The sequence below is a fragment of the Starkeya sp. ORNL1 genome (assembly GCF_012971745.1).
Classification (GTDB): Bacteria; Pseudomonadota; Alphaproteobacteria; order Rhizobiales; family Xanthobacteraceae; genus Ancylobacter.
The window spans coordinates 5,326,304-5,343,901 of record NZ_CP048834.1 but is presented as its reverse complement, the minus strand read 5'-3'; the positions used below and the strand labels follow the sequence as shown (position 1 = coordinate 5,343,901).

The 17,598-nt window shown below is 67.6% G+C and carries 15 protein-coding genes; 8 read left to right on the top strand and 7 right to left on the bottom strand.

The window, feature by feature from the left end; genetic code table 11:
* Nucleotides 1-88: 88 nt before the first annotated feature.
* The 3 genes from purH to rsmB form a co-directional block, all read right to left on the bottom strand.
* Complete coding sequence (gene purH, locus G3545_RS25165; RefSeq protein WP_170016804.1) at nt 89-1,678, bottom strand: bifunctional phosphoribosylaminoimidazolecarboxamide formyltransferase/IMP cyclohydrolase; 1,590 nt, start codon at nt 1,676-1,678, stop codon at nt 89-91.
* 205 nt (nt 1,679-1,883) lie between these two features.
* Nucleotides 1,884-3,614 (bottom strand): heparinase II/III family protein, encoded by a 1,731-nt coding sequence (locus tag G3545_RS25160; protein WP_170016802.1) that lies wholly within the window; start codon nt 3,612-3,614, stop codon nt 1,884-1,886.
* Between the two features lie 126 nt (nt 3,615-3,740).
* A complete protein-coding gene (gene rsmB, locus G3545_RS25155; RefSeq protein ID WP_170016800.1) occupies nt 3,741-5,066 on the bottom strand; it encodes a 16S rRNA (cytosine(967)-C(5))-methyltransferase RsmB in 1,326 nt (441 codons plus the stop codon).
* A 242-nt stretch (nt 5,067-5,308) separates the two neighbouring features.
* Here rsmB and G3545_RS25150 point away from each other — a divergent pair, with 242 nt between their 5' ends.
* Nucleotides 5,309-6,253 (top strand): glucokinase, encoded by a 945-nt coding sequence (locus G3545_RS25150; protein ID WP_170016798.1) that lies wholly within the window; start codon nt 5,309-5,311, stop codon nt 6,251-6,253.
* Here the strand turns inward: G3545_RS25150 and G3545_RS25145 are convergent.
* Nucleotides 6,231-6,977: an RNA pseudouridine synthase gene (locus G3545_RS25145; protein WP_170016796.1), complete on the bottom strand. Its 747-nt coding sequence runs from the start codon at nt 6,975-6,977 to the stop codon at nt 6,231-6,233. The genes G3545_RS25150 and G3545_RS25145 overlap by 23 nt on opposite strands.
* A 131-nt stretch (nt 6,978-7,108) precedes the next feature.
* Here G3545_RS25145 and G3545_RS25140 point away from each other — a divergent pair, with 131 nt between their 5' ends.
* Nucleotides 7,109-7,513: a nuclear transport factor 2 family protein gene (locus tag G3545_RS25140; protein ID WP_170016794.1), complete on the top strand. Its 405-nt coding sequence runs from the start codon at nt 7,109-7,111 to the stop codon at nt 7,511-7,513.
* A gap of 62 nt (nt 7,514-7,575) precedes the next feature.
* Here G3545_RS25140 and G3545_RS25135 read toward each other — a convergent pair whose 3' ends face one another.
* Both G3545_RS25135 and G3545_RS25130 read right to left on the bottom strand, forming a co-directional pair.
* The gene (locus G3545_RS25135; protein ID WP_348644601.1) at nt 7,576-9,051 is read right to left on the bottom strand and encodes a patatin-like phospholipase family protein; all 1,476 of its coding nucleotides are present in this window, start codon (nt 9,049-9,051) and stop codon (nt 7,576-7,578) included.
* On the bottom strand, nt 9,051-9,833 hold the full coding sequence (locus tag G3545_RS25130; RefSeq protein WP_170016792.1) for a 3-hydroxybutyrate dehydrogenase: 783 nt from the start codon (nt 9,831-9,833) through the stop codon (nt 9,051-9,053). Before G3545_RS25130 ends, G3545_RS25135 begins: the two co-directional genes overlap by 1 nt.
* A gap of 216 nt (nt 9,834-10,049) precedes the next feature.
* Here G3545_RS25130 and G3545_RS25125 point away from each other — a divergent pair, with 216 nt between their 5' ends.
* From G3545_RS25125 to G3545_RS25100, 6 genes are all read left to right on the top strand, one after another.
* Entirely contained in the window at nt 10,050-10,577 is a 528-nt protein-coding gene (locus tag G3545_RS25125; RefSeq protein ID WP_170016790.1) for a transcriptional repressor, read from the top strand.
* 52 nt (nt 10,578-10,629) lie between these two features.
* Nucleotides 10,630-11,901 carry a flavodoxin-dependent (E)-4-hydroxy-3-methylbut-2-enyl-diphosphate synthase gene (ispG, locus tag G3545_RS25120; protein ID WP_170016788.1) on the top strand — a complete coding sequence of 424 codons (1,272 nt, stop codon included), beginning with the start codon at nt 10,630-10,632 and terminating at the stop codon, nt 11,899-11,901.
* Between the two features lie 283 nt (nt 11,902-12,184).
* Nucleotides 12,185-13,219 (top strand): aspartate-semialdehyde dehydrogenase, encoded by a 1,035-nt coding sequence (locus tag G3545_RS25115; RefSeq protein ID WP_170016786.1) that lies wholly within the window; start codon nt 12,185-12,187, stop codon nt 13,217-13,219.
* 419 nt (nt 13,220-13,638) lie between these two features.
* Nucleotides 13,639-14,277 (top strand): DUF1007 family protein, encoded by a 639-nt coding sequence (locus G3545_RS25110; protein ID WP_170016784.1) that lies wholly within the window; start codon nt 13,639-13,641, stop codon nt 14,275-14,277.
* Entirely contained in the window at nt 14,274-15,251 is a 978-nt protein-coding gene (locus G3545_RS25105; protein ID WP_170016782.1) for a nickel/cobalt transporter, read from the top strand. The genes G3545_RS25110 and G3545_RS25105 overlap by 4 nt, the downstream gene beginning before the upstream one ends.
* Nucleotides 15,252-15,518: 267 nt before the next feature.
* The gene (locus G3545_RS25100) at nt 15,519-16,574 is read left to right on the top strand and encodes a phenylacetate--CoA ligase family protein (RefSeq protein ID WP_170016780.1); all 1,056 of its coding nucleotides are present in this window, start codon (nt 15,519-15,521) and stop codon (nt 16,572-16,574) included.
* 204 nt (nt 16,575-16,778) lie between these two features.
* On the opposite strand, the gene G3545_RS25095 is transcribed toward G3545_RS25100, so the two are convergent.
* Nucleotides 16,779-17,519, bottom strand: a complete 741-nt coding sequence (locus G3545_RS25095) for an acetoacetate decarboxylase (protein WP_170016778.1) — start codon at nt 17,517-17,519, stop codon at nt 16,779-16,781.
* Nucleotides 17,520-17,598: the final 79 nt, after the last annotated feature.

Below are 17,598 nucleotides of genomic sequence, written 5' to 3'. Positions count from 1 at the left end.
GAAGGAAGCACTTACGCCGGACGTTTCTGTGACGGTATTTGCATAAACAGCAATCAACAGCACGAAATTTGCGCAGAATTTGCGGTAGTCAGTGCCGGAAGTGGCGGATGCCGGTGAACACCATGGCGACATTGGCCTCGTCGGCGGCGGCGATCACCTCGTCGTCGCGGATCGAGCCGCCCGGCTGGATCACCGCGGTCGCCCCGGCGTCGATCGCCGCCCGCAGCCCGTCGGCGAATGGGAAGAAGGCATCGGAGGCGACGACGCAGCCGCGCGTCAGAACATCCGTCTGGCCGGCGGCTTCGGCGGTCTCCACCATCTTCAGCGCGGCGATGCGGGCGGAATCCACCCGGCTCATCTGGCCGGCGCCGATGCCGATGGTGGCGAGGCCGCGCGCATAGACGATGGCGTTCGACTTGACGTGCTTGGCGACGCGGAAGGCGAAGCGCAAATCCGCCAGTTCCGCCATGGTCGGCGAGCGCTTGGTGACGACCTTCAACTCCATGTCGTCGACCACGGCATTGTCGCGGGTCTGCACCAGCAGGCCGCCGGCGACCGATTTCATGCCAAGGCCCGGCGCGCGCGGATTGGGCAGCCCGCCGGTGACCAGCAAACGCAGGCTCTTCTTGGCGGCGACGATGGCGGCCGCCTCGTCGGTGGCGGCGGGGGCGACGATCACTTCAGTGAAGATCTCGACGATGGCCCGCGCGGCTTCCACGTCGAGCGTGCGGTTCAGCGCCACGATGCCGCCGAACGCCGAGGTCGGATCGCAGGCCAGTGCCTTGCGATAGGCGGCTTCCAGCGTCTCGCCTTCGGCGACGCCGCACGGATTGGCATGCTTGACGATGACCACCGCGGCGGCGCGCTCGGGATCGAACTCGGCCACCGCCTCGAAGGCGGCGTCGGTGTCGTTGAGATTGTTGTAGGAGAGCGCCTTGCCCTGCAGCTGGTGGGCGCTGGCGACGCCGGGGCGGGAATCGCCGCCGAGATAGAAGGCGGCATCCTGGTGCGGATTCTCGCCGTAGCGCAGCGACTGCGAGAGCTTGCCGCCGAACACCCGGCCGGCCGGCGCGATCTCGCCGGTGACGGTGGCGAACCAGTCGGAGATGACGGCGTCATAGGCGGCGGTGCGGGCGAAGGCGACCTGGGCGAGGCGGCGGCGGGTGTCGCGCGTGGTACCGCCCTGCTCCTCGAACTCCTCGGCCACCGCGTCATAGTCGGCGGGGTCGACGATGACGGCGACGTCCTCGTGGTTCTTCGCCGCGGCGCGGATCATGGCCGGCCCGCCGACATCGATATTCTCGATGCATTCCTCGAGCGTGCCTTCCTTCGCCACCGTCGCCTCGAACGGATAGAGGTTCACCACCACGAGGTCGATGGGCTTTATGCCGTGCTCGGACATCGCTGCCTGGTGGTCGCTATCGGCGCGCACCGCAAGGATGCCGCCATGGATGCGCGGATGCAGCGTCTTCACCCGCCCGTCCATCATCTCCGGCGAGCCGGTCACCTCGGAGACGTCGGTCACCGGCAGTCCGGCCTCGGCGATCGCGCGAGCGGTGCCGCCGGTGGAGACCAGTTCGACACCCTTGGCGGCGAGCCTTTGGGCGAAGGCGACGAGCCCGGTCTTGTCGGAGACCGAGAGCAGAGCGCGGGAAATGGGACGGACATCGGTCGACATGGCGGCAGCACGGCTTGTGGCGGGAGAGCCGCGACTAACACGGATGGCGGCCGGCGTGAACCGTCGCCCGTACTAGTTTCCCAACCCCAGCGGCGTCATCCCGGCCGGAGGCGTAGCCGCACGGCCGGGATCGTAGGCAGGTGAAGAACGTTTTCGCGATCCCGGATCGGCCTGCCGGCCGTCCGGGATGACCACAACCCACAGGTTAGATATGCGGCAGCTTCGGCTCATCCGCGCGGATGAAGGTCCAGACCACGCGGGGCTGATAGCGCCCGCTCCCCGTGATCACGATCTGCGCGCTGCGGCGCGGGCCGCCATTGGCGGCGAGATAGACGCTCTCCTCGATATCCACCGCCACATTGGGCGCGGTGAAGATCCATTTCTCGCCGGTGGGCAGTGCGATCAGCACGGTATGGCCGTCGGCCAGCCGGTTCGCCGCGACCGAAGGGTGCAGATGGAAGCGCACCGCGTAATTGTCGGCCTCGTTGCCGGTGAATTCCTCGCCATGGGCGACGCGGAACATGTCCTCGCCGTCGAGGCGGGTGCCGTCCGGCGCGAGGCGCCAGGAGCGCTGGTGCACCACGCCGAGGCGCTTGGCGTAGCCGTCATGCGTCGCCCGCACGATCTGCGCGCCGTCGCGCTGCTTGCGCTCGACCTGCACCTCGCCCGGTCCTTCGAGGATCGGCGTGCCGCACAGCCGCATCATCGCACCGCCGCCGACGAAACGGCAGGAGGAAGTGCCTTCAAGGGTCGCGGTCGATTGCGCCGCGGTCTGCCGCGCCGCCGGCAGCCACGCCTCGCGGCTGATCGCCGGCATGCCGCAATTGACCACGATGCGGTTGCGGCCCGAGGAGAATTCGAAGGAAAGGCAGCCGGCATGGGCGTCATGGCTGATGGCGATCGGCGGCGGCCGGCCGGTATCGGCGATGACGACGCTGCCCGCGGCCTCGATGCGCTGATAGCCCGAATGCGGCGCGTTGGAGACTGGGGTACCGCGCGCATCGTCATAAGCCAGCACGGTGGCGAGCGAATCTGCCGGCGTCGGCCCCATGCCGTTGAAATGTGCGAACGCGCCGTCGCCGTGCCGGAAGAAGCGCAGCATCGGCATCATGCGGTCGATGGCGTTGATCAGCGCAGGCGGCGGCGGCAAATTGCGCGCATGGAAGGCCTGGCGGATCGGCAGCAGGTCCAGCAGCAATTCGATCAGCACGCCGGGATTGCGGCTGACATGCCCGCCATCGGGCAGGATCTGGCGATCGAGCTCTTCGGCCAGCCGCCTTGTGGCGGTGCGCAGCAGCCGCGCCTGGTCGGCCATGCACAGCGCCGCCAGGCACAGCGTCATGGTCGCGAGCAGGCGGGTATAGCCCTCCTGGGTGTCCGGCTCGATGTTCTTGAGATAGCGCACCTGCTTTGTCAGGCTGCGCATGAAGCGGCGATAGAAGGTCTGGTCGGCGTCCTGCAGGATCAGCGGCGATTGCGTCAGCCAGCTGATGATCCGCCGCGCCGCGACTTCCGGCTCGGCGCCGATCGGATCGCGCCGGCCGCGCAGCATGATCCAGTCGTTCACCAGCGCCCGCGCATTGGCCCGCGCCAGCGCGGTGCCGGCGGCGCGCAGATGGCGCAGCCAGGCAAAGGATAGCAGCGCCTCGCCCCATTCGCGCGAGGGATGCGGGATCTCGAACGGCGAGCGGCCATCCGTGCTCGCCACCTTGCCGGCGAAGGCGAAGCGGCCGGAATAGATCTCGCCGGCCCGCGTGGCGTCGCCGGTACGCATGTCCTGCGGCGCGATGAGCAGCCGCGAGGGCACCGGGATGGTGGCGATTCGCCATGGCAAAGACGGCTTGCCCATGGCGCGTGCGCGCACCATGCGCCAGCCGAAACCGGTGACGAACCACGCCAACCGGGCACGCTCCGCATAAATGTCGCGGGACGACATGTCCGTGTCCTCTACCGCTCGCGGACTCGTCGTCCGCCCCCGATGGAACAGCTTAGTCGTGCAACAGTCTCCGGCAACTGCATTGAACCGCTATCAACATGCATGATTCACGCCTTGCGGCCAAATTCACGCTTTACGCAACCGTGCCGCGAAGAATCCGTCGAGCCCGGACTGCCGAGGATCCGGGTCCGGCAGGTGCACCGGCAAAGTGCGCAGGAAGCCCGCCGGAGTCAGCCACTCGGCGGCGATGCCGTCCTCACCTGGGCCAATCGATTCGATCCGGTAGTCGGGCCGATTCGCCAGCAGCCGCTCGACCTGGCGCTCGCCTTCCTCCAGCTCCAGCGAGCAGGTCGAATAGACCAGCAGCCCGCCCGGCTTCACCAGATCCGCGGCGCGATCGATGAGGCGCGCCTGCAGGCTGACGAGGCTGGCAATGTCCGCCGGCCGCTTGGTCCAGGCCACGTCTGGATGGCGGCGGATGGTGCCGGTGGCGGAACAGGGCGCATCCAGCAGCACGGCATCGAACTGCTCATATTGCCGCATCGGCCGCCATTGCGTCGCGTCCGCCTCGACGATGGCCGCCTCGAGGCCAAGCCGTGCGAGGTTCTGCTTGAGCCGCTTCAGGCGCGGACCGGAGCGGTCCACCGCGGTGACCTCGGCGCCACTGGCTGCCAATTGCGCGGTCTTGCCGCCGGGCGCGGCGCACAGGTCGGCGATGCGCATGCCTGGCGCGGCACCGATGAGCCGCGCGGGAATAGCCGCGGCGGCGTCCTGCACCCACCAGGCGCCTTCAGTGAAGCCCGGCAGCGCGGTGACATTGCCGGCCTCGGTGAGGCGGATCGAGCCGGTCGGCAGCAGCCGGCCGCCGAGCTTTTCCGCCCAGAGGGCCGGATCGGCCTTCGCGGTAATGTCGAGCGGCGCTTCGACGCGCGAGGCCATCGCGATCTCCCGCGCCAGCGCGCCGCCATAGGCCGCGCTCCAGCCGTCGCGCAGCCATTCCGGCACGTCGAGATAGGGATCGAGCGCATCAAGGCCCTTGGTGCCCTCGCGCACCAGCCGGCGCAGCACGGCATTGACGAGGCCCTTGAAGCCGGCGGTCGCCGGCGCTTCCCCGGCCAGCGCGACCGTGGTGTCGACAGCGGCATGGTCCGGCACGTCCATCAGCGCGATCTGCGCGGCGCCGACGAAGAGCAGCGTGTCGACCCGCGCGGCGCTGGCCGGCAGCGGCTTCTCCAGCAGGGAGCGCACCAGTGCCCGCAGCGTGCCGAGCCGGCGCAGCACCGTCGAGGCGATCATGCGGGCGAGTGCGCGGTCGCGATCCTCGAGGCCGCGCGTCAGCCGCTCCATCGCCTCTTCCAGCGGGCGGCCATTGGCCAGCACGGCGTCGATCGCGTCCGCCGCGGCGCGGCGGGCGGCGAGTCCTTGAGCGTCGGTCTGTGGTGATTCTCCCATAATGGTCGAACTAGAGCCCTTTCCGTCCGGATGGAACCCATCCGGACGATAAGAAAGTGCACGAGCTTAAGGCCGAGCATGTTCTGATCGCAAAAGTCATTCAACTTTTGCGGAACATGCTGCGCTTGTCGTGGGGAACACAACCGCGGGTCGGGGCTTGTGAAACGGCGTGGGATTGGTTCCTATCGCCCCCTCAACGCCCACCCGCGCGCAAGCGCGCAAGACCAGACGACGAAGGTTTCATGGCCAATAACGTCCTGATCGCCGATATCGGCGGCACCTCCTCCCGCCTCGCCCTTGTCGGCGCCGACGGCGTTCCGCACGAGGTGCGCATCCATCGCAATGACGAGTTCGCCGGCTTCGAGCAGTTGCTCGCGCACGATCTCGCTGAGCGCGGGGCGACCGTGGTGGCCGCGGCGCTCGCCATCGCCGGCCCCAGCGAGGACGATCATGTGAAGCTGACCAATCGCGACTGGTCGCTGTCCAAGATTGCGATGCGCGAGAAGTTCGGCTGGCAGGACTTCGTGGTGGTGAACGATTTCGAGGCACTGGCCTACGGAGTGCCGGCGCTCGGCTCTGCGGACCTGCTTGGCGTGGGCGGCGGTCACGCCGCCGAAGGCGCGCCGATGCTGGTATGCGGGCCGGGCACCGGCTTCGGCGTAGCCGGCCTCGTCCGCTCCGGCGGCGAGTTGATCGTCGTCAGGGGCGAAGGTGGCCATTGCCGGCTGGGCGCCACCAATGCGCAGGAGGCTCGCCTGCTCGCCCATCTGGTACGCGCCCTCGGCCCGGTGGTGGTGGAGCACGCGCTCTCCGGCTCCGGCCTCGCCCGCATCCACACCGTGCTCAGCGGCGACCGGCTGGCGCCGGAGGCGGTGATCGCCGCCGCTCTGGCCGGCGAGGAGACCGCTGTCGAGACCTGCCAGATCTTCCTGCGGCTGTTCGGCCGGATCGCCGGCGACCTGGCGCTGACCTTCGATGCGCGCGGCGGCGTCTTTCTCGCCGGCGGGGTGGCGACCGGTCTCGCGCCGCTCTTCACCGCTTCGCCGTTCCGCGAGGCGTTCGAGGAACACCCGCCCTTCGGCCCACGCCTGATGGCAACGCCGGTGCAACTCATCATCCATCCGACGCCCGGCCTGATCGGCATCGGCCAGGTGGCGGCGAAGATCAGCCAGCGGCTAGCTTCGTAAATTCCGCGTCGTCGGCCGCGGCCTCGACGGTCGCGGCATCGAGGCCGAGCGCGTCCAGTGTCGCGTGGAAATGGCTCGGCAGCGGCGCGCGCACGTCGAGCGGCGGCTTCCTGCCTTGCGGCAGCACCACGCGGCGCGAATGCAGATGCAACCGCAGCCCGCCCGGCAGGCGCGAGGCGCCGCCATAGATCTGGTCGCCGAGGATCGGGTGGCCGATGGCGTCGAGATGCACGCGCAACTGGTGGGTGCGCCCGGTGAGCGGCGACAGCGCCACCACGGCGAGCCCGTCCCCGGCGCCGATCAGCCGCCATTCGCTGATCGCCTGCTGTCCCTTGGGATCCACCGCCATCCACCAGCCGCGATGCGGCGAGCGCTTGGCGAGCCTGAGCTCGATGCGCCCCGACGTCTCCTTGGGCACGCCGCGCACCACCGCCACATAGGTCTTGCCGACCGTGCCATTGGCGAAGGCCTTGCCGAGCTCGGCCAGCGCCTTGCGATGGCGTCCCAACACCAGGCAGCCCGAGGTGTCCTTGTCGAGCCGGTGCGCCAGTTCCGGCGCATGGGGCAGGCCGAATTGCAGCTCGGCGAGATGGTCGGCCAATGTTACGCCGCCCTTCGGCCCCTTGTGCACCGGCAGGCCGTAGGGCTTGTCGATGACCAGCACCATCCCGTCGCGGTGCAGGATGCGGGCGGCGATGTCGATGGGATCAGCGGGAGAGTTCATCGCCCGGTCACATCACAAAGCGTGGGCGGCGTCGAGCCTGATGCCTACAGCTTTGGATTCTCCGTGACCGAGGCACCTTTGCGCCACCTCCGCGTTAACGGCCATGTGCGTCATTCCTCAGGGAGGCTTTGATGGATACCAGGACGGAGATCATCGACCTCGAAAAGCGCTTCTGGCAGACCATGATCGACCGCGATGTCGATACCGCCGTCGGCCTCATGGCGGACACCTGCATCGTCACCGGCGCGCAAGGCGTCGCCAGCATCGACAAAGCGACCTTCGCCCGGATGATGAAGGGCGGCAAATGGGATCTGCATGCTTTCTGGTTCGACGAAATACAGGTTGCCTCGCCCTCACCGGACGTCGCCATCATCGGCTACAAGGTTCGGGAGAAGCTGACGGTGGACGGCCAGAAGCTCACCATGGAGGCCGCCGACGCCTCGACCTGGGTCCGTCATGACGGCAAGTGGCTGTGCACGCTGCACACCGAATCGGTGCTCGGCGACCCCTTCGGCCGCGACCGCAAGGCGGCTTAGGTCTCCGGAGGGCCCTATGCGCCCTCATCCCCGGGCTTGACCCGGGGATGCGGGTCTATTGATCAGCTCTTCCGCAGTTCTTCCTGCACATCGAGCGTGCTGCGCACGCCGATATCGTCGAAATGCTCCTCGATGAACCGGTCGGCCGCCTCGCGCCCGATGTCGCGCAGAAACTGCAGGAACTCCCATTCCGCATTCATCTTGGTCGAGGCGTCGAGCGCGATCAGCTTCTCGGCACCGTCGATGCGGTGCAGGCGCAGATCGCGGTAGCCGGCCATGCCGTCGCCCTTGCGGTCGAGATTGCCCTGGCCGAGCAGGCGGGTCACGAATTCCGCAGCACGCAGCTGGGCGAGCAGCGAGGCGTTGAAGGTGATTTCGTTCAGCCGGTCCTGGATGTCGCGCGCGGTGCGCGGCGTCTCGCGGCGGATGATCGGGTTGATCTGAACCAGTAATATGTCGTCGGTCTTCACCGCATTGTAGAATGGGAACATGGCGGGGTTGCCCATATAGCCGCCGTCCCAATAGGGCACGCCGTCGATCTCGACCGCCTGGAACATGAAGGGCAGGCAGGCCGAGGCCATGATCGCCGCGGGGGTGAGCTGGTGCTTCGAGAAGATGCGCACCTTGCCGGTATGCACATTGGTGGCGCTGACGAAGACATGCACATGGGCGCAGGACTGCACCGCGTCGAAATCGACATGCTCGGCGATCAGATCCATCAGCGGATTGATGTTGAGCGGGTTGAAATCGTACGGCGACAGGAACCGGCTCGCCATGTCGAAGGCGATATAGGCCGGGTTGGCGTTCAGCGACCACTGCCCCATCAGCCGATCGAGCAGCGTGCGCTGCAACGGGCTGGCGCGGCCGGCGCGGGAGACGTCGCGCCAATAGCCGGCGAGCGCGGCGCGCGCGCCTTCATTGCCGCCATGAGCGAGGCCTGAGGCCAGCACCGCCGCATTCATGGCGCCGGCGCTGGTGCCGGATATCCCCTCGATCTCGATGCGGCCGTCTTCCAGCAGCCGGTCGAGCACGCCCCAGGTGAAGGCGCCATGTGCGCCGCCACCCTGGAGCGCCAGATTGAGCGGCTTCAGCTTGGGCGAGACCGGCGCCGGGGCCTTGGTCTTGACTGCTTCTTCGCCGACCGGGCCGTGGACCGAGATGGCGCTGGCGACGGTCTCGACCTTGGACTCAGCGGCGGCCTGCTCCACCGCCGCAGGCTTGCTCGCGGCGGACTTTTTCGGAGCCGGCGGCTTGGCCGCTGGAGCCTTGGGCGCCATCGTCTCGTCGACAATCGTCTTGGCCGCGGTCGTCTTGGACAAGGTCGTGTTGGTCCCGGTCGTCTTGGCCGCGATCGTCTTGGCCCCGGTCGCCTTGGGCGCAGCCCTCTTGGCCGCAGCCACCTTGGCGGCGGGTTCCGGCGCCACCGGTTGCTGCGCGGCCGCCTTCTCGACCGCCGGCTTGCTGGCGGCGGCCCGGGCCGTAATGCGGCGTCCCCGCACCACCGGCCGTCCCCGCTTCGGCTTCCCGGTCTCCGCCATTATTCAGCGACCCAGCCGCCGTCGATCTGCTGCATCGAGCCGGTGATCGACCGTGCCGCGTCCGACGCGAGGAACACGGCAAGCGCCGCGACTTCCTCTACCGTGATGAACTCCTTGGTCGGCTGCGCCGCCAGGATCACGTCGTGCTTCACCTGCTCCTCGGTCATGCCGCGGGCCTTGGCGGTGTCGGGAATCTGCTTCTCCACCAGCGGCGTCCACACATAGCCGGGGCAGATGGCGTTGCAGGTGATGCCGAAGGTGGCGGTCTCCAGCGCCACCGTCTTGGTGAGCCCGGCGATGCCGTGCTTGGCCGCGACATAGGCGGATTTGAACGGCGAGGCGACAAGGGCGTGCGCCGAGGCGGTGTTGATGATGCGCCCCCATTTGCGCGCCTTCATGCCGGGCACGGCGGCGCGGGTGGCATGGAAGGCGGCCGAGAGGTTGAGCGCGATGATGAGGTCCCATTTGTCGGCCGGGAATTCTTCGATCGGCGCGACATGCTGCACGCCGGCATTGTTCACCAGCACGTCGACCGAGCCGAACGTGTCCTCGGCGAACTTGATGAGCGCCGCACACTCGGAGCCCTTGGTCAGGTCGGCCGCGTTATAGGCCACCTTCACGCCATGCTCGGCCTCGATGCCGGCACGCAGCTTCTCGATCTCGCCGGCATCGCCGAAACCGTTGAGCACGATGTTGCACCCTTCCCCCGCAAGCCCCTTGGCGATGGCGAGGCCGATGCCGCTGGTCGATCCGGTGACGACGGCGGTCTTTCCCTTCAGCATGCGCTTCTCCTCGAGGTGGAACGGTGGGCAACGGGACGTGAGGTAGAGAACGTTGCGGACGCCGGCGGGCCTGCCCATATCGGCGCTGCGACGTGGAATGTCGCGACGCAATACGGTATCACGCTCTCGTCCGCTGCAAAGATGCCGGCAAGGAAAGAACCGGGTCATAAGCCGGTCAAGGTTTCCTGATCCATATGGCTCGACTACGATGATGCCATGACGCCATTAGACACCGCACGTCCGGAGACGATCGGGCACGACCACGATCACGGCGCTTGCGTCAGCGACGCGCTGGCGCGGGCCGAGGCGTGCTGCGATGTCCGCGGCGTACGGCTCACTCCGCTGCGCCGCCGGGTGCTGGAGACGCTGGCCGACAGCCATGTGCCGCTCGGCGCCTATGAGCTGGTGGACCGGCTCGGCAGCTCCGGCGAGAAGCCGCCGCCGATGTCGGTCTATCGCGCGCTGGATTTCCTGGTGGCGGAGGGCCTCGCCCACCGCATCGAGAGCCGCAACGCCTATCTCGCCTGCGGGCGCGCGCATGGCAGCGAGGACGTCATCGTCTTCCTGATCTGCGAGCGCTGCGGCCAGGCTGCCGAGGTCGCCTCGCACGCGGTCGGCCGCGACCTCGCCTGGGCGACCCGCGCCGCCGGCTTCACGCCGCGCACCCCGGTGATCGAGATCGCCGGCACCTGTTCACGGTGCCAGGCCGGTGCCGTTACTGATCCTTCGCGCGGTGCCGGTTGACCGCGCGCCTCGCCACGCCTACTCCGTCCGCGCCTCATTGTGAGATGTCCGTATGAACGCTGTCGTCGCCCCCGAGCTTGAAGCCGCCGGACCAGCGGACCGGCGCCGGACCGTGCCGGTGATGGTCGGCAACATTGCGGTCGGCGGCGGCGCCCCGGTCGTGGTGCAGTCCATGACCAACACCGACACCGCCGATGTCGAGGCCACGGTGCGCCAGACCGCGGCGCTCGCCCGCGCCGGTTCGGAACTGGTGCGGCTGACGGTCGACCGCACCGAATCTGCCGCGGCGATCCCGCATATCAAGGAGAAGCTGCTGAAGATGGGGCTCGATGTCCCGATCGTCGGCGACTTCCACTATAATGGCCATATCCTGCTGGCCGAGCATCCGGACTGCGCCGCCGCGCTCGACAAATACCGCATCAATCCCGGCAATGTCGGCTTCGGCGAGAAGCGCGACCGGCACTTCACCACCATCGTCGAGCTGGCGCTGAAGCACGACAAGCCGGTGCGCATCGGCGCGAACTGGGGTTCGCTCGACGACGACATGCTCACCCGGCTGATGGACGAGAACGCCGCGCTGCCGCGTCCGGCGGACGCCCGCGCCGTCACCCGCGAGGCGCTGATCCGCTCGGCGCTGCTCTCCGCGGCGCTGGCCGAGGAGATCGGCATGGCACGGGAGAGGATCATCCTCTCCGCCAAGGTGTCGGCGGTACAGGACCTGATCACCGTCTATTCCGAGTTGGCCCGCCGCGCCGACTATGCGTTGCATCTCGGCCTGACCGAAGCCGGCATGGGCTCGAAGGGCATCGTCGCCTCCACCGCGGCGATGGGCGTGCTGCTGCAGCAGGGCATCGGCGACACCATCCGCGTCTCGCTGACCCCGGAGCCCGGCGGCGACCGCACCCGCGAGGTGACGGTGGCGCAGGAGATGCTGCAGACCATGGGCCTGCGCACCTTCGTGCCGCTGGTCGCCGCCTGCCCCGGCTGCGGCCGCACCACCTCCACCACCTTCCAGGAACTGGCCTTCGAGGTGCAGGACTTCATCCGCACCAGCATGCCGGAATGGAAGCGGCATTATCCCGGCGTCGAGGCTTTGAACGTCGCGGTGATGGGCTGCATCGTCAACGGCCCCGGCGAGAGCAAGCATGCCGATATCGGCATCTCGCTGCCCGGCACCGGCGAGTTCCCGACCGCGCCGGTCTATATCGACGGCAAGAAGGCGATGACGCTGCGCGGCCCGACGCTGCGCGAGGATTTCAAGAAGATCGTCACGGACTATGTCGCACGCCGCTACGGCGTGGTGCGGGCCGGGGCGGCGGAGTAGGCAAGCCCCTTCTGCTTCATCATCCTTCGAGGCCCGGCTTTGCCGGGCACCTCAGGATGACGTTGCTGTTAACGGAACCACGTCATCGTGAGGTGCGAGCCTGCTCGGGTCTTGTCCTTGGCAAGCCAAAAGAAAGAATCCCGAGCCTCGAAGGATGCCCACGCAGTGCAGCGCTGACTACCTGCCCCCTTGCCCCACCGTTGCCTCCCCACCACTTTCAGCGTAAAAGCGCGCCCTCCCGCGCCTGTGCAGGGCCGGGCGTCTGTCTGATCCGGAGAATATGATGGGCTACAAGGTCGCCGTCGTCGGCGCCACTGGCAATGTGGGCCGCGAAATGCTCGACATCCTCGCCGAACGGGGCTTCCCCGCGGACGAGGTCATTGCTCTCGCCTCGCGCCGCTCGGTCGGCACCGAGGTCTCTTTCGGTGACAAGACGCTCAAAGTCAAAGCCCTGGAAAACTACGACTTCTCCGACACCGACATCTGCCTGATGTCGGCCGGCGGCGATGTGTCGAAGCAGTGGTCGCCGAAGATCGGCGCCCAGGGCTGCGTGGTGATCGATAATTCCTCGGCCTTCCGCTACGATTCCGACGTTCCGCTGGTCGTGCCGGAAGTGAATGCCGACGCGGTGAAGGGCTTCACCAAGAAGAACATCATTGCCAACCCGAACTGCTCGACCGCGCAGCTCGTCGTCGCGCTGAAGCCGCTGCACGATCTGGCGACCATCAAGCGTGTCGTGGTCTCGACCTACCAGTCCGTCTCCGGCGCCGGCAAGGACGCCATGGACGAACTGTTCACCCAGACCCGCGCCGTGTTCGTCTCGGACCCGGTGGAGGCCAAGAAGTTCCCGAAGCGCATCGCCTTCAACGTCATCCCCCACATCGACGTCTTCATGGAAGACGGCTTCACCAAGGAAGAGTGGAAGATGATGGCGGAGACCAAGAAGATCCTCGATACGAAGATCAAGCTCACGGCCACTTGCGTGCGCGTGCCGGTCTTCGTCGCGCATTCCGAAGCGGTGAACGTCGAGTTCGAGAAGCCGATCACGGTGGAAGAGGCGACCTCGGCGCTGCGCAATGCGCCGGGTATCCTGGTGGTCGATAAGCGCGAGCCCGGCGGCTACATCACGCCGTACGAGGCGGCGGGCGAAGACGCCACCTACATTTCGCGCATCCGCGAGGATGCGACGGTGGAGAACGGCCTCGCCTTCTGGTGCGTGTCGGACAATCTGCGCAAGGGCGCGGCGCTGAACGCGGTGCAGATCGCCGAATGCCTCGTCAACCGCAAGCTGCTGGCGCCGAAGCAGAAGGCGGCGTGAGTAGAACGCTCCGCCTCGAAGGACAAAGACGGTGAAAGCCGGGGCAACAGCCTCGGCTTTTTCTTTGGTGACAACGCCAAACGGGCGACGTCATCCTGAGGTGCCGCCCGTGGGCGGCCTGGAAGGATGCTGAAGCAGAGCGACGGCCATCGCCGATGAGCATCCTTCGAGGCTCGCTTCGCTCGCACCTCAGGATGACGTGGTCCCGACACCCTTCCGGACACGATCATCCGAACGACAAGAAACTGCTCTAGAGAGCGCTCCCATAGGTCAACCATGGCCCGGACACGAGGAACGTGCGTGATCGTCTTCCCCAACTTCCCCTCCCGAAACGGTGAACGCACCATCACCTTTCCGCCGCACTCGGGCCGCACCACGACGCGGGATGTATCTTGGCAGGATGAATCGGGGGAGATGCCGTGCTGAATCGCGTCGCCACACTCGCCTGCGCGCTCACGCTCAGTGCCGGCCCGGCGCTCGCCCACCCTCATGTCTGGGTGGATGTGCGCTCGCAGCTCGAATATGGCCCGGACGGCGCCTTGACCGGCGTGCGCCATGTCTGGACCTTCGATGAGGGCTTCTCCGCCTTCGCGCTGCAGGGCCTGACCGAGGGCGAAGGCGGCAAGCCGAGCGACACGGTGCTCAAGGAGCTTGCCCAGACCAACATCGATTCCATGAAGGAATTCGACTATTTCACCTTCGCCCAGCGCGGCAAGGAGAAGCTCGCCTTCGCCACGCCTCGGGACTACGGCCTGACCTATGACGGCACCGCGCTGACGCTGCATTTCATCTTGCCGCTGGCCAAGCCGATCGCCAGCGCCGGCACCACCACGCTCGACGTCTATGACCCGACCTATTTCGTCGCCTTCGCGCTGGCCGACGAGAACCCGGTGAAGCTGGAGGCGGCGCCGAAGGGCTGCACGCTCGGCCTCCACCGCCCGGACCCGGCGGTCGGCGGCTCGACGCAGACGCTTTCCGAGAGCTTCTTCAACGCCTTGACCACGTCGAGCCAATTCGGATCGCAATTCGCCAACCGCGCCACGGTGACTTGCCCGTGAGCCCCATCACCCGGCGTGCCCTCGGCTGCGCTTGTGTCGCAGCGCTTGCGCTCATCGCCGGCGCGGCGGCGGCCCATGCGGCCGGCCCGTTCGGCGTCGGCCCGAGCGCTGCGGAGCCGCAGCAGATCGGCGGAATCACCGGCTATATCCTCGGCAAGCAGGCGGAATTCTACCGGCTGCTGACCGGCGCGGTGCGCGCCGCCAAGGCCGACGGCAGCGCCTTCGGCACGCTTGGCGCCATCTCGTTCGCCTATGGGGTGTTCCACGCCGCCGGCCCCGGCCACGGCAAGGCGGTGATCTCCTCCTATCTGCTGGCCAATGAGGCGACGCTCAAGCGCGGCGCCGGCCTCGCCTTCGCCAGCGCGCTCGCCCAGGCGCTCGCCGCCATCCTCATCGCCGGCATCTTCGCCGTGGTGCTCGGCGCCACTGCGCTCGCAACCCAGCGCGCGGTCTCCCTGATCGAGATCGCCGCCTATGGGCTGATCGTCGTGATGGGCGTGCGCCTGGCTTATGTGAAGGGCCGCGCCCTCCTCGCCGCCTGGCGCGGCACCCCGGCACATCTCCACGGGCCAGACTGCGATTGCGGCGATGCCCATGCCCATATGCCGGCGCCGGAGGACCTGCCGAAGGAAGACGGCTGGCGCGCCTGGTGGAGCGCGGTGCTCTCGGTGGGCCTGCGCCCCTGCTCCGGCGCCATCTTCGTGCTGGTGTTCGCCCTCGCCCAGGGCATCTTCTGGGTCGGCGCTGCCTCCACGCTGCTGATGGGGTTCGGCACGGCGCTGACGGTCACCGCCATCGCCGCCATCGCGGTGTTCGGCAAGCGCATCGCGGTGCGGCTTGCCGCCAACCGGCAAGGCAATGGCGGCGCTGTCCTGCTGCGCGGCGTCGAATTCGCGGCGAGCCTCGCGCTCATCGCCTTCGGCCTTGCCCTCCTCACCGGCTACATGGCGAGCGAGCGTCTCGCGCTCGGCTGACGCAACACGCCTGTGACTTGCACGCACATGACTTGACGTCCGCTCCCACGCGTCCACTATTCGCTCATACGAGGTGCCGGCGAACGGCACCCGCAGAGGAAACGCCAACGGACCACGGCCGGGCTGATGCCCACGCCGCGAATCGGGAGGAAGAGGCAGGCGACGGCGTCGCTGGCCGTGACAGGCCGAAACCATCAGCAGCGCCCCACCCCGCATCACTGTTCCGTTCACGGCAAGGCCGCCGGTCGACATCGAGAGGTGGACCGCATGATGTCTTTCGCCGCCGGCCCCGCGCCCATGGCTGCCTTTGGCGGCGTTGGCCTCGCCCCGGATATTCCGGGCGGCCATCACACCGGCCAGCATTATTTCGACGGCAACGAGACGCGCCCGGCGGCTGATCGCGAGCAGGAGCTGATGGCGCGCCTGCCGAACCTGGTGCGCAGCGCCAAGGTGGCGAAGGGCTGGGCCTGGATGCTCTCCAGCTTCGAGAGCCGGGCGATCTTCTCCCGCGAGGCGCTGGCGAAGCTCCCGGTGTTGCGCCGGCGCGACCTCGCCTTGATGCAGGCCGGCAAGCCGCCCTTTGGCGGGCTGGTGCCGGAGCCGGTCTCGGCCTTCAAGCGCATCTTCGCGGCAGCCGGCACCTATGATCCGGAAGGCGCCGGTTACGACACCTGGCGTGCGGCACGCGCGCTGTTCGCCGCCGGCATCCGCAAGGGCGACCTCGTGGTCAATTGCCTCTCCTACCACCTCGCGCCCTCGGGCTTCATCGTCGATTCCGGCTGCCGGGCGCTGGGCTGCCCGGTGATCCCGGCCGGTCCCGCCGAATTCCAGGAAGAGCTCGATGCGCGAGTCGAGATCATCGCCCATCTGGAGCCGGTCGCCTATGCCGGCACGGCCGAGCTCGCGGTGCGCCTGATCGAGCGCGCGGAAGCGGCCGGGCGGCCGCTTTCCTCGCTGCGCGTCGCCTTCGTGCCGGAGGGCGAGACCGAGCCGGCGGCACGCGGCGCGCTCAATGCGCGCGGCATCGCGGTGTTCGAGGCGATGACCACGCCGGAACTCGGCGTCATCGCCTTCGAGACCGAGGCGCATGACGGCTTCGTGCTGAATGAGGGGCTGGTCGCCGAGATCGTACGCCCCGGCACCGGCACGCCGGCGACGCCCTTCGAGCAAGGCGAACTGGTCGTCACCTCCTTCGACCCGCACCACCCGCTGATCCGCCTCGCCACCGGCCAGCTCACCACCGAGCGACCCGGTATCTCGTCGTGCGGACGCACCAATCTGCGGCTCTCGGGCTGGCAGGGTGCAGCGACGCCGCGCGGGTGAGGAAGGCCAAGTGCCTTCCCACTTCCCTCTCCCCCACAGAACTCGGCTGTTACCGAGTTCTGCATTCCAGAAGATCAAAGTCGGATACATCCGACTTTGACGGGAGAGGTGGCCCGCGTAGCGGGTCGGTGAAGGGCGACGCGGCTGCCGAGTTCCGAGCCCCCTCACCCCAACCCTCTCCCCCTCGGGGAGAGGGAGAAGGTCTCAGTCCTTCATATAGTCGTGCACCACGGTGCCGAGGCCGAGGGTGAGGTCCGCCTTGCAATGCAGGGCGGAGACCACTTCGAGCACCGGCAGCTTGGCGACGTCGGCGATGGCGTGCGGGAACAGGCCGAGCGCGGCCGGGCCGGTCCAGGCCTCCTTCAGCGTGACCTCCTCCAGATAGTATTCGACCAGTTCGCAGATCCGCGTCGTGCCATCGACATGCGGAATGATCTTGACGAGATAGCTCGGGGTGAGCATCGACTTCAGCACCGCGTCATGGTCGGCCTTGCGGTGCTTGTAGCCCATGGTGCCGGAGGCGCAGAGCACGCTGCCATAATAGAGGCTCGCCACCAGCACGTCGCTCTCCACCGCGATCTTGGGCTTGGCCAGCTTCTTCGGAAAGCCCCAGATCTCGCGGCCGCCGGCGATCGGCGCGTCGTCGTCGAGATACATGGAATGCACATAGCCGCCGGCCTTGCCGTTGAAGGTGACGGGGATCACCTGCCCGGTCTCGGTATAGTCACCGAAGCCGGTCGAATCCGGCATGCGGATGAACTCGTACTTCACCAGCGGCTCGGTGATCTTGAGCGGCTCGGGCACCACCTTCTCCAGCGCCGCCGGATCGGTGCGGTAGGTGATGATGAAATATTCGCGGTCGAAGAAGCGATAGGGTCCCGGCGGATAGGAAGGGCTGGTCAGCGGCATGGAAGTCGCCGTCTTGCGCACGTCTTCGATCTTCATGGGGATATCCTCGATGCGGGCGGTGCCAGATTAGGCAGGTTTTCCGCATTGCAACAGACCCCAGCATTCGCGACCGCAC

Bases quoted from the DNA above. Each gene is read 5' to 3' on its own strand.
- purH (WP_170016804.1), bottom strand. From the start codon at position 1,678: ATGTCGACCGATGTCCGTCCCATTTCCCGCGCTCTGCTCTCGGTCTCC.
- G3545_RS25160 (WP_170016802.1), bottom strand. From the start codon at position 3,614: ATGTCGTCCCGCGACATTTATGCGGAGCGTGCCCGGTTGGCGTGGTTC.
- rsmB (WP_170016800.1), bottom strand. From the start codon at position 5,066: ATGGGAGAATCACCACAGACCGACGCTCAAGGACTCGCCGCCCGCCGC.
- G3545_RS25150 (WP_170016798.1), top strand. From the start codon at position 5,309: ATGGCCAATAACGTCCTGATCGCCGATATCGGCGGCACCTCCTCCCGC.
- G3545_RS25145 (WP_170016796.1), bottom strand. From the start codon at position 6,977: ATGAACTCTCCCGCTGATCCCATCGACATCGCCGCCCGCATCCTGCAC.
- G3545_RS25140 (WP_170016794.1), top strand. From the start codon at position 7,109: ATGGATACCAGGACGGAGATCATCGACCTCGAAAAGCGCTTCTGGCAG.
- G3545_RS25135 (WP_348644601.1), bottom strand. From the start codon at position 9,051: ATGGCGGAGACCGGGAAGCCGAAGCGGGGACGGCCGGTGGTGCGGGGA.
- G3545_RS25130 (WP_170016792.1), bottom strand. From the start codon at position 9,833: ATGCTGAAGGGAAAGACCGCCGTCGTCACCGGATCGACCAGCGGCATC.
- G3545_RS25125 (WP_170016790.1), top strand. From the start codon at position 10,050: ATGACGCCATTAGACACCGCACGTCCGGAGACGATCGGGCACGACCAC.
- ispG (WP_170016788.1), top strand. From the start codon at position 10,630: ATGAACGCTGTCGTCGCCCCCGAGCTTGAAGCCGCCGGACCAGCGGAC.
- G3545_RS25115 (WP_170016786.1), top strand. From the start codon at position 12,185: ATGGGCTACAAGGTCGCCGTCGTCGGCGCCACTGGCAATGTGGGCCGC.
- G3545_RS25100 (WP_170016780.1), top strand. From the start codon at position 15,519: ATGATGTCTTTCGCCGCCGGCCCCGCGCCCATGGCTGCCTTTGGCGGC.
- G3545_RS25095 (WP_170016778.1), bottom strand. From the start codon at position 17,519: ATGAAGATCGAAGACGTGCGCAAGACGGCGACTTCCATGCCGCTGACC.